The sequence below is a fragment of the Cedecea colo genome (assembly GCF_011808225.1).
Lineage (GTDB): Bacteria > Pseudomonadota > Gammaproteobacteria > Enterobacterales > Enterobacteriaceae > Dryocola > Dryocola colo.
In genome coordinates, this window is the sequence record NZ_SOYS01000002.1 from 117,158 (window position 1) to 128,766 (window position 11,609).

The 11,609-nt window shown below is 53.9% G+C and carries 10 protein-coding genes; 4 read left to right on the forward strand and 6 right to left on the reverse strand.

All coding sequences use genetic code 11. From position 1 onward, the window contains the following. Positions 1-234 precede the first annotated feature (234 nt). The gene (gene zwf, locus E2L00_RS04925; protein WP_167607862.1) at positions 235-1,710 is read right to left on the reverse strand and encodes a glucose-6-phosphate dehydrogenase; all 1,476 of its coding nucleotides are present in this window, start codon (positions 1,708-1,710) and stop codon (positions 235-237) included. Between the two features lie 354 nt (positions 1,711-2,064). Here zwf and E2L00_RS04930 point away from each other — a divergent pair, with 354 nt between their 5' ends. Both E2L00_RS04930 and pyk read left to right on the forward strand, forming a co-directional pair. Continuing rightward, the gene (locus tag E2L00_RS04930) at positions 2,065-2,934 is read left to right on the forward strand and encodes a MurR/RpiR family transcriptional regulator (protein WP_167609595.1); all 870 of its coding nucleotides are present in this window, start codon (positions 2,065-2,067) and stop codon (positions 2,932-2,934) included. Positions 2,935-3,064: 130 nt separating this feature from the next. Then, entirely contained in the window at positions 3,065-4,507 is a 1,443-nt protein-coding gene (gene pyk, locus E2L00_RS04935) for a pyruvate kinase (protein WP_167607865.1), read from the forward strand. Between the two features lie 188 nt (positions 4,508-4,695). Here pyk and lpxM read toward each other — a convergent pair whose 3' ends face one another. From lpxM to znuA, 3 genes are all read right to left on the reverse strand, one after another. Continuing rightward, complete coding sequence (lpxM, locus tag E2L00_RS04940; protein ID WP_167607868.1) at positions 4,696-5,670, reverse strand: lauroyl-Kdo(2)-lipid IV(A) myristoyltransferase; 975 nt, start codon at positions 5,668-5,670, stop codon at positions 4,696-4,698. A gap of 131 nt (positions 5,671-5,801) precedes the next feature. Continuing rightward, the gene (gene mepM / locus E2L00_RS04945) at positions 5,802-7,127 is read right to left on the reverse strand and encodes a murein DD-endopeptidase MepM (protein ID WP_167607871.1); all 1,326 of its coding nucleotides are present in this window, start codon (positions 7,125-7,127) and stop codon (positions 5,802-5,804) included. A gap of 15 nt (positions 7,128-7,142) precedes the next feature. After that, positions 7,143-8,087 (reverse strand): zinc ABC transporter substrate-binding protein ZnuA, encoded by a 945-nt coding sequence (gene znuA, locus E2L00_RS04950; protein ID WP_167607874.1) that lies wholly within the window; start codon positions 8,085-8,087, stop codon positions 7,143-7,145. Between the two features lie 78 nt (positions 8,088-8,165). Here znuA and znuC point away from each other — a divergent pair, with 78 nt between their 5' ends. After that, positions 8,166-8,921: a zinc ABC transporter ATP-binding protein ZnuC gene (gene znuC / locus E2L00_RS04955; RefSeq protein ID WP_167607877.1), complete on the forward strand. Its 756-nt coding sequence runs from the start codon at positions 8,166-8,168 to the stop codon at positions 8,919-8,921. Further along, the gene (gene znuB, locus E2L00_RS04960; RefSeq protein ID WP_167607880.1) at positions 8,918-9,703 is read left to right on the forward strand and encodes a zinc ABC transporter permease subunit ZnuB; all 786 of its coding nucleotides are present in this window, start codon (positions 8,918-8,920) and stop codon (positions 9,701-9,703) included. Before znuC ends, znuB begins: the two co-directional genes overlap by 4 nt. A 187-nt stretch (positions 9,704-9,890) precedes the next feature. Here the strand turns inward: znuB and ruvB are convergent, their stop codons facing one another. Both ruvB and ruvA read right to left on the reverse strand, forming a co-directional pair. After that, on the reverse strand, positions 9,891-10,901 hold the full coding sequence (gene ruvB / locus E2L00_RS04965; RefSeq protein ID WP_167607882.1) for a Holliday junction branch migration DNA helicase RuvB: 1,011 nt from the start codon (positions 10,899-10,901) through the stop codon (positions 9,891-9,893). Positions 10,902-10,922: 21 nt separating this feature from the next. After that, positions 10,923-11,534, reverse strand: coding sequence for a Holliday junction branch migration protein RuvA (ruvA, locus tag E2L00_RS04970; RefSeq protein ID WP_167607885.1), 612 nt, complete (start codon positions 11,532-11,534; stop codon positions 10,923-10,925). Between the last annotated feature and the right edge of the window lie 75 nt (positions 11,535-11,609).

The following is an 11,609-nucleotide window of genomic DNA, read 5'->3' on the forward strand; positions in this document are numbered from 1 at the left end:
CCTCATAAAGTGGCTGCCGTCGCAGTGCACAGGAGAAAGAAATCAGCGGTTTTTTATTGCTGAAACAGCCGTTCTCCATGGCATCAGGGCAAAATCGCTTCGGCTAGTGTAAATAAAAAAACCCCGCTGGTGAATCCAGTCAGGGTTTTTAATTACAAAAACTTCCACCATATCTGGGGGAGATCATGTTACCGGTAAAGTCAGATCACCCGCTGGCCGATTTTCGCGCCTTGTTTACTCAAACTCATTCCATGAGCGGCCATCGCGGGTGATCATCGCAACGGAAGAGACCGGTCCCCAGGTTCCCGCCTGGTATGGTTTTGGCGCATCGTTATCCGCAGCCCAGGCTTCGGTGATTGAGTCAACCCATTTCCAGGCTTCTTCCACTTCATCACGACGCACGAACAGCGCCTGAATCCCACGCATGGTTTCAAGCAGCAGGCGCTCGTAGGCGTCCGCCAGGTGGGATTCATTGAAGGTTTCCGAGTAGCTCAAATCCAGCTTGGTCGTTTGCAGGTTGTGTTTATGATCCAGCCCCGGCACCTTATTCAGCACCTGGATATCCACGCCTTCATCCGGCTGCAGGCGGATGGTCAGTTTGTTCTGCGGCAGGTCCTGCCAGGAATCTTTAAACAGATTCAGCGCCGGGCTCTTAAAGTAAACCACGACTTCCGAACATTTGGTCGGCAAACGTTTACCGGTGCGCAGATAGAAAGGTACGCCCGCCCAACGCCAGTTATCGATATCAACACGGATAGCCACAAAGGTTTCGGTGCTGCTCGACTTGTTCGCGCCCTCTTCTTCCAGGTAGCCCGGCACTTTTTTGCCCTGCGCAAAACCGGCGGTGTACTGGCCACGCACGGTTTTCTCACGCACGTTGCTGCGATCGATACGGCGCAGAGATTGCAGAACTTTTACCTTCTCGTCGCGAATGTGGTCTGCGGTAAGATCGGATGGTGGCGACATGGCAATCATGCAAAGGATTTGCAGCAGGTGGTTCTGAATCATGTCGCGCATCTGGCCGGCCTGGTCGAAGTAACCCCAGCGACCTTCAATGCCCACTTCTTCCGCCACGGTAATTTCCACATGGTCGATGGTTTTGTTATCCCAGTTATTAGCAAACAGGGAGTTAGCAAAACGCAGCGCCAGCAGGTTGAGCACCGTCTCTTTACCTAAATAATGGTCGATGCGATAAACCTGGCACTCTTCAAAATACTCGCCAACCTGATCGTTGATCTCCTGAGACGTCGCCAGCGAGGTGCCCAGAGGCTTTTCCATTACCACGCGCGCAGGCTTGGCGTTCAGTTTCGCTTTACCCAAGCCTTTGCAGATGGCGCCGAAGGTGCTTGGCGGCATCGCAAAATAGTTGATGGTGACGCGCTTTTGCTGATCGAGCTTTTTACCAAGCTGGTTAAACGCTGAAGTGTCGTTCACATCCAGATTGCAGAAATCAAGACGGCTGCTCAGTTTGTCCCACAGGCTTTCGTCAATTTTCTCTTTCATGAAGGTTTCGAGCGCTTCGCGTACCACTTTGGTGTACGCCTCTTTGCTCCAGTCAGCGCGGCCAACGCCCAGAATACGGGTCTCTGGATGGATCTGACCCGCTTTTTCCAGTTGATACAGGGATGGCAGCAGTTTCCGACGCGCAAGGTCGCCTTTTGCGCCGAAAATCACCAGGTCACATGCCTGAGCCGTCTGTGTTACCGCCATGTCGTTCTCCTCGTTTCGGGTATCTTGTACCAGGTCGCTCGTGTAATTTAATTACAAAGCAATGTACTGCCGTTTATGAATTAACGTAAACAACCGGAAGTTGTCCGATCGTGCTCAGGGCGGAAATCGCGCGGCAGGCGGGCTGCTTTCCGTCCCTGAGTGAAATTTAATAACTTTTTACCCTTTACCAGGATCTTATCTAAAGTTAGACGCCGATCAAGTAATGAAAAAAAACAACAAATTCAAGCCTGTTTACCTGCCCTTCAGGAAGGAGGCAGGCGTATATTCTTGCTAAAACCCGTCTCGGTTTCTTCGTTTTCAGAAATCGACAAAATCCATGAGTGCCTGTTAACGATGAATATGCTGGAAAAAATCCAGTCTCAGCTGGAACACCTTAGCAAATCAGAGCGTAAAGTCGCAGAAGTGATTCTCGCTATCCCGCAGGACGCTATTCACTCAAGTATCGCTACCCTTGCCCGCAACGCGGACGTTAGCGAGCCCACGGTAAACCGCTTCTGTCGCCGCCTGGAAACCAAAGGCTTCCCCGATTTTAAATTACATTTAGCGCAAAGTCTGGCGAATGGAACGCCTTATGTAAACCGGAATGTTGACGAGGATGACAGCGTTGAATCCTATACCGGTAAAATCTTTGAGTCTGCCATGGCGAGTCTCGACCAGGTGCGACAATCCCTTGATATGGCTGCGGTAAATCGGGCGGTGGATCTTCTTACCCAGGCGAAAAAAATCGCCTTCTTTGGGCTGGGCTCTTCTGCCGCTGTCGCTCACGACGCCATGAACAAATTTTTCCGCTTTAACGTGCCGGTTTTCTATTCTGACGATGTCGTTATGCAACGTATGAGCTGTATGAACTGCGGCGAAGAGGACGTGGTGGTGCTCATTTCGCATACCGGACGCACTAAAAATCTTGTTGAACTGGCGCAACTGGCGCGTGAAAACGACGCCATCGTGCTGGCAATTACCTCCGAAGGGTCGCCCCTTGCGCACGAAGCGACCCTCTCTTTATTACTTGATGTGCCCGAAGATACCGACATTTATATGCCAATGGTGTCGCGCCTGGCACAGTTAACCGTTATTGACGTGCTGGCAACGGGTTTTACTTTGCGTCGCGGCGCGAAATTCAGGGATAACTTGAAGCGGGTCAAAGAAGCGCTCAAGGAATCGCGTTTTGATAAGGGAAGATTCGCTGCGGGCGATAATCGCTAATTTTTAATAACAAAGCTGTAACTTTTCAGATCGTTCGGTTAAGTTGTCCCCTTGCGCGGTGACGCGCCCCTGACTAACCGAGTTTTTTGTTCACGCAACACCAAAGTTGTTTCAGTCAACGGAGTAATACATGTCCAGACGGCTACGTAGAACCAAAATCGTTACCACCTTAGGCCCGGCTACCGATCGCGACAATAATCTGGAAAAGGTTATCGCAGCTGGCGCCAACGTGGTGCGAATGAACTTCTCCCACGGCACCGCAGAAGATCATCAATTGCGTGCGGATAAAGTTCGTGAAATTGCCGCGAAACTGGGCCGCCATGTCGCTATTCTGGGCGATTTGCAGGGGCCTAAAATTCGTGTTTCCACCTTCAAGGAAGGCAAAGTCTTCCTCAGCATCGGCGATAAATTCCTGCTTGATGCCAACCTGGGTAAAGGCGAAGGCGATAAAGAGAGAGTGGGCATCGACTACAAAGGTCTGCCTGCCGACGTCGTGCCCGGCGATATCCTGCTGCTGGATGATGGCCGCGTGCAGTTAAAAGTGCTGGAAGTCCAGGGCATGAAAGTGTTCACCGAAGTTACCGTCGGTGGCCCGCTGTCCAATAACAAAGGGATCAACAAGCTCGGCGGCGGCCTGTCCGCAGAAGCGCTGACCGATAAAGACAAAGCCGACATTATCACCGCGGCGAAAATCGGCGTCGATTATCTGGCCGTCTCCTTCCCACGCTGTGGCGAAGACCTGAACTACGCCCGCCGTCTGGCCCGTGATGCAGGCTGCGATGCCAAAATCGTTGCAAAAGTAGAACGTGCCGAAGCCGTCTGCGATGAAGCGGCAATGGACGACGTTATCCTCGCCTCCGATGTCGTTATGGTCGCCCGCGGTGACCTTGGCGTTGAAATCGGCGATCCAGAACTGGTTGGCATTCAGAAAACCCTTATCCGCCGCGCGCGTAAGCTGAACCGCGCCGTGATCACCGCGACCCAAATGATGGAGTCGATGATTACCAACCCGATGCCAACCCGTGCCGAAGTCATGGACGTGGCAAACGCCGTGCTGGATGGCACCGATGCCGTCATGCTGTCTGCTGAGACCGCGGCTGGCCAGTATCCTGCTGAAACCGTGGCGGCAATGGCGCGCGTTTGTCTGGGCGCTGAAAAAATCCCCAGCATCAACGTTTCCAAACACCGTCTGGACATACAGTTCGATAACGTGGAAGAAGCGATCGCCATGTCTGCGATGTATGCGGCAAACCACCTGAAAGGGGTTACCGCTATTATCACCATGACGGAATCTGGCCGCACCGCGCTAATGACCTCACGCATCAGCTCCGGTCTGCCAATTTTTGCTATGTCACGCCACGAGCGTACGCTGAACCTGACCTCACTGTATCGTGGCGTCACTCCCGTATATTTTGACAGCGCCAGCGACGGCGTAGCCGCTGCAAGCGACGCCGTGAATCTGCTGCGTGACAAAGGCTACCTGGTATCCGGCGATCTGGTGATCGTGACTCAGGGCGATGTAATGAGCACCATCGGCACCACCAACACTACGCGTATCCTTTGCGTTGAATAAAGTAAAAGCGAGCGCATGAAAAAGGGGCCGCAAGGCCCCTGTTGCTGACAAAGAAGGAAAAAGCGCGGTTTATCCTTCTTTGTGGTTATCTGCCGAAAATCAATGCGTTGATTTTATGATGACATCTTTCTGAACTTCTTAAGTTATGAGGTTTGTCAGCAATCTAAAGGGGCCTGAAGGCCCCTTTCTTACTTATAAGGAAACAGCTCTTTGCGACGATAGGGCTCGGTTTCCCCCTCTTTACGCGTTTTCAGCAGCTTCAGTATCCAGGTATATTGCGGCAGGTTCGGGCGGACAAAAATTTCCACCTCTTCATTCATGCGGCGAGCAATCCTGTTGTCGTCGGCATCGACCAGATCGTCCATCGGTGGACGAATAAAAATATCCAGACGGTGAGTTTTCCTGTTGTAAACCGGGAACATCGGCACGATACGGGCGCGACAGACCTTCATCAGGCGGCCAATCGCCGGAAGCGTGGCCTTATAGGTCGCAAAAAAATCCACGAATTCGCTGTGCTCAGCGCCGTGATCCTGATCCGGCAGATAATAGCCCCAGTAGCCCTGCCGCACGGAACTGATAAACGGCTTGATGCCGTCATTTCGCGCATGCATGCGGCCACCAAAACGGCGGCGCACCGTGTTCCATAGGTAATCGAACAGCGCGTTGCCCTGGTTATGGAACATCGCGGCCATCTTTTGCCCGTCAGCGGCCATCAGCATCGCCGGGATATCCACGGCCCAACCGTGCGGTACAAGGAAGATAACGTTCTCGCCACGCGCCTTAAGCTCGTCAACGATCTCTTTCCCGTGCCAGTCAACACGCTGCATAACCTTCTGCGGATCGCGCAAACCCAGCTCTGCCATTAGCACCATCGCCTGCGGGGCGGTGGCAAACATCTCATCAATAATGGCTTCGCGCTCGGCTTCCGACAGCTCAGGGAAACAGTAGAGCAAATTGATCTGTGCACGACGACGAGCGCTTTTCCCGAATCGTCCGGCGATGCGCCCCACTTTCCCTAATAGCGGATCGCGCAGCGACGGCGGCAACATTGCAAGTCCTGCAAAAGCACCAACGCCTGCCCAGGTTCCCCAGTAACGAGGATGCCAGAAAGCTTTCTGAAACTCGGGAATAAATTCGCTATGACTTTTTTTTGCTTTTTCCATGCAGGTTCTCAGTACAGCATCAAATCATTGATGATATGAATTTAGATGTAGTTTAGCGGGGCAAATGCTGGCAGACAAAAGAAAAAGCCGGCGCTCAGGCACCGGCTTTTCATTTATGCGTGTATAAGCAATTAATCAAAGCGCAGCTGCGGCACCACTTCACTTACCTGAGCCAGGTAAGTACGGCGGTCCGCACCGGTCAACCCTTCTGTACGCGGCAGCTTCGCCGTCAGCGGATTTACGGCCTGCTGATTGATCCATACTTCATAGTGCAGATGCGGGCCGGTAGAGCGCCCTGTGTTGCCGGAAAGCGCAATGCGGTCACCGCGTTTCACTTTCTGGCCCGGCTTCACCAGCAGTTTCTTCAGATGCATATAGCGTGTGGTGTAGGTGCGTCCGTGACGGAGGGCAACAATATAGCCCGCCGCACCGCTACGTTTCGCCATCACCACTTCGCCATCACCCACCGCCAGCACCGGCGTTCCCTGCGGCATAGCAAAGTCGACGCCTTTATGCGGCGCAATGCGTCCGGTTACCGGGTTAAGACGACGCGGATTAAAGTTCGAAGAGATGCGGAACTGTTTTACCGTCGGGAAACGCATAAAACCTTTCGCAAGGCCAGACCCGCTGCGATCGTAGAATTTGCCGTCTTCTCCGCGAATCGCGTAGTAATCTTTGCCGCTGCTGCGCAGACGGACGCCGACCAGCTGGCTTTGCTCACGCTTACCGCCCAGCATTTCGCGGGACATCAGGACCGAGAATTCATCGCCTTTCTTCAGCTTACGGAAGTCCATCTGCCACTGCATGGCTTTGATAACCGAGCTGATTTCGGCGCTGGTTAAACCGGCGTCTTTCGCGCTGCTGATAAAGCTTCCGCCAACGGTGCCTTTGAGTACGCTGTTAATCCAGTCGCCCTGCTGCAGTTCACTGCTAAGCTTAAAAGTGTTGCCGGAACGATCATAGGTACGGGTTTCACGACGGGACATTTCCCAGGTCAGACGTTGTAGTTCGCCGTCTGCGGTCAGCGTCCACGAAATCTGCTGGCCGATTTTCAGGTTACGCAGGTCTTTATCAACCGTGGCCAGCTGGCTGATATCACCCATGTCGATGCCGTACTGATTGAGGATGCTGCTAAGCGTATCACCGGTTGAAACGACGTATTCATGGACGCCCGCTTCGCCTGCGGTTTTATCGTCCAGCTCATCCTGCGGAATAGCATCATCGCCTTCGTCAAGCGTCGGCTGGTCGATTGGTTCACTGGCTTCCGGCAGTAAAGAACGGATTTCGCTTTTTTCAAGCTCGATGGTTTTAATGACGGGACTGGCTTCCGGGTGGTAAACATAGGGCCGCCAGACGGCGACCGCTAAAGTAAGAACCGTAAGTGACCCCAGCATAACGCGATGGGGCCGGGACAGGTTGTCAAAAGCCAGGGCGACAGAGCGGGCTATCTGTTGCACGTATTCACTTCCTCGTTAATCTCCTTTCAGGCAGCTCGCATACTGATTCGCAAGCCCGGTCAAAAACTGCATATAGCTGTCTTTACCGAGCGCGACGTCGATTCCCAGCGGATCTAACGTACCTGAGCGGACGTTAGTGCCACGGGCAACGGCGTTAATTACCGCTGGCCTGAACTGTGGCTCAGCAAAAACGCAGACCGCTTTATGCTCAACCAACTGTGTTCTGATTTCATGTAAACGCTGCGCACCGGGCTGGATCTCAGGGTTGACGGTGAAGTGGCCAAGCGGCGTCAATCCATAGTGTTTTTCAAAGTAGCCGTAGGCGTCGTGAAAAACGAAATACCCTTTACCTTTCAGCGGTGCGAGCACGGTACTAACCTGCCTATCGGTGCTGGCTAATTCTGACTCGAATTTTTGCAGGTTGGCGTCAAATTGGGTTCTATTTTCGGGCATAAGTTCCACTAATTTATCGTGGATTGCAACCGCCGACAGGCGCGCTATCTCAGGCGAGAGCCAGAGGTGCATATTGTATTCACCATGATGGTGATCTTCCTCACTCTTTTCAGCGTGATGGTCGTGCCCGTGGTCATCGCCGTCGTCGTCATCGTCACCTTTCATTAATAACGGTTTCACGCCGGCCAGCGCCGCGAGCGACACCTGTTTTTGCTGCGGCAACTGGCTGACAGACTTCTGCATGAATGCTTCCATCTCAGGGCCAACCCAAACCACTAAGTCCGCGTCCTGTAAGCGTTTTACATCGGACGGGCGCAGGGAATAATCATGCTCGGATGCGCCATCAGGCAGCAGAACTTCGGTAGACGTCACGCCATCGGCAATGGCAGACGCAATGAAGCCCAGCGGCTTAATAGAGGCCACGACCGCAGCCTGTGAGGGCATGACAGCGGCGCCCCAAAGCGCGGCGGAAAAACCAGCGAAAAGAAGTGTGTTTTTATGTAACATAATGCGACTTATCATCGTTGTAAGAGTGAGATGTGTGATATTATAACATTCGATAACTTCTGCAACCCTGAAATTGTTATGACAAATTTGGTCACTCTGGAAAATATCTCCGTCTCTTTCGGGCAGCGCCGCGTGCTGTCTGATATATCGCTCGATTTGCAACCGGGACGCATCCTCACTCTTCTGGGCCCAAACGGCGCGGGAAAATCGACCCTGGTTCGTGTAGTGCTGGGGCTGGTAGCACCTGACAGCGGGGTAATCAAGCGCGACAGCAGTTTGCGCATCGGTTACGTACCGCAAAAACTTCACCTTGACGCCACGCTGCCGCTAACGGTAAATCGTTTTATGCGCCTGCGGCCAGGCGTTAAGAAAAACGATATTTTGCCAGCGCTTAAGCGCGTGCAGGCAGCGCATCTTGTTGACGCCCCCATGCAAAAGCTCTCCGGCGGCGAGAACCAACGGGTTTTACTGGCGCGAGCGCTGCTGAATAGCCCGCAGCTGCTGGTCCTTGATGAGCCGACCCAGGGCGTTGACGTCAATGGTCAACTGGCGCTGTACAACCTGATTGACCAGTTACGCCATGAGCTGGAGTGTGCGGTGCTGATGGTGTCCCACGACCTGCATCTGGTGATGGCGAAAACCGACGACGTGCTGTGCCTTAACCATCACATCTGCTGTTCCGGCACGCCGGAAGTCGTCTCCATGCACCCGGAATTTATCTCCATGTTCGGCCAGCGCGGCGCAGAACAGCTGGGAATTTATCGCCACAACCATAACCATCGTCACGATCTTACCGGACGTATTATTTTGCGCAGAGGGAATGGCCAGTCATGATTGAATTGTTGTTGCCCGGCTGGCTTGCCGGGATATTGCTCGCCTGCGCGGCTGGCCCGCTGGGTTCGTTCGTTGTCTGGCGTCGGATGTCCTATTTCGGCGATACGCTGGCCCACGCTTCACTGCTGGGCGTGGCGTTTGGCCTGCTGCTCAATGTGAATCCGTTTTATGCGGTTATCGTCGTCACTCTGCTGCTGGCTATTGGCCTGGTGTGGCTGGAGAAGCGCCCTCATCTGGCGATCGATACGCTACTCGGCATTATGGCGCACAGCGCGCTGTCGCTGGGGCTGGTTGTCGTCAGCCTGATGTCCAACGTGCGGGTGGATTTGATGGCCTATCTGTTTGGCGATCTGCTTTCGGTGACTATGCCGGATATCCTTTCCATCGGGCTGGGCGTCGCCGTTGTGCTTGGCGTGCTGTTATGGCAGTGGCGTAATTTACTGTCGATGACCATTAGCCCGGACCTGGCGCACGTGGACGGCGTAAACCTGCAGCGGGTAAAAATGCTGCTGATGCTGGTAACCGCCCTGACCATTGGCGTCGCCATGAAGTTTGTCGGCGCGCTGATTATCACTTCCTTGTTAATTATTCCGGCGGCAACCGCGAGGCGTTTTGCCCGTACTCCCGAACAGATGGCTGGTTTTGCGGTAATCGTTGGGATGCTGGCAGTAACGGGCGGGCTGACCTTCTCAGCGTTTTATGATACGCCTGCCGGGCCTTCCGTGGTGCTGTGCGCGGCGGTGCTATTTATTCTCAGCATGACGAAGAAACAGGCAGCATAAAAAAGGCGCCCTGGCGCCTTGAGACTGATGACAAAGCTCATAGCTTACGAAGTTCTGAAAAATGTCACCCTAAAATTAACAGCAAAATCAATGCATTGATTTTCGACAAATAACCACAAAGAAGGAAAAAACACGCTTTTTCCTTCTTTGTCAGCAACCTGAAGGCGCCCTGGCGCCTTTTTTATTTCTACGGCATCGCCGGAGGCACAATGCCAAAGTGAGTCCACGCCCTCGGTGTAGCCATACGCCCGCGCGGCGTACGTTGCAGGAAGCCCTGCTGGATCAGGAAAGGTTCAAGCACGTCTTCGATAGTTTCACGCTCTTCGCCAATGGCCGCCGCCAGGTTATCCAGCCCAACCGGGCCGCCGAGAAACTTATCAATCACCGCCAGCAACAGCTTGCGGTCCATATAGTCGAAACCTTCCGTATCCACGTTGAGCATATCCAGCGCCTGCGAGGCTATTTCCGCACTGATGCTGCCGTTGTGGCGGACTTCGGCAAAGTCACGTACGCGACGCAGCAGGCGGTTAGCGATACGCGGCGTTCCGCGCGCGCGTTTTGCTACCTCAAACGCGCCCTCTTCGCTCATCTCAAGCCCAAGCACGGCGGCACTACGCCCGACAATATGCTGCAAATCTGCCACCTGATAAAACTCCAGGCGCTGCACAATGCCGAAACGGTCACGCAATGGCGATGTTAAAGACCCCGCGCGCGTGGTTGCGCCAATCAGGGTGAACGGCGGTAAATCAATTTTAATTGAGCGAGCCGCCGGGCCTTCGCCAATCATGATATCCAGCTGGTAATCTTCCATTGCCGGATAAAGCACCTCTTCAACCACCGGCGAGAGGCGGTGAATTTCATCGATAAACAGCACGTCGTGCGGTTCGAGGTTGGTCAGCATGGCCGCCAGATCCCCCGCCTTTTCCAGCACCGGGCCGGAAGTGGTGCGCAGGTTCACGCCCATCTCATTGGCGACGATATTCGCCAGCGTGGTTTTACCAAGCCCGGGCGGGCCAAAAATTAACAGATGATCGAGCGCATCCCCGCGCAGCTTTGCCGCCTGGATGAAAATCTCCATCTGCGAGCTGACCTGCGGCTGGCCGACATAATCCGCCAGGAAACGCGGGCGGATAGCGCGGTCAATCAGTTCATCCGGGGTAATAGTGTCTGGCGATACCAGACGGTCTGCTTCAATCATCCTTTAACTACCTCAGGGGCTTCAAAGTGCGGCGCGCAGGGCTTCGCGGATCAGGGTTTCGCAATCGGCGCCGCTGCGGCCTACTTTACTCACCATACGGCTGGCTTCCTGAGGTTTATAGCCCAGAGAAACCAGCGCGGCAACTGCTTCCTGCTCTGCATCATCCGCTGCACCCTTATCCGGCGAAGCCAGCACCAGGTCTGCCGCAGGCGTAAAGAGATCGCCATGCATGCCCTTAAAGCGGTCTTTCATCTCAACGATAAGACGCTCGGCGGTCTTCTTACCTACGCCCGGCAGCTTAACCAGAGAGCCGATTTCTTCGCGCTCGACGGCATTCACAAACTGCTGCGCGGACATGCCGGAAAGGATAGCCAGCGCCAGTTTCGGCCCAACGCCGTTGACCTTGATGAGTTCGCGGAACAGAGTGCGTTCCTGCTTATTATTAAAACCGTACAACAACTGGGCGTCTTCACGCACCACGAACTGGGTAAACACTACCGCTTCTTTATTGATTTCCGGCAGTTCGTAGAAACAGGTCATCGGCATATGGACTTCATACCCTACACCGCCCACTTCCATTAATACCAGCGGCGGCTGTTTTTCCAGGATGGTGCCTCTGAGTCGTCCAATCACGTTGCGCTCCTGCGTTTACTCGTCGTATTTCACATTGCAGAGGTGTTGGCTGCAACCTGAACTACCCGGAGTAAT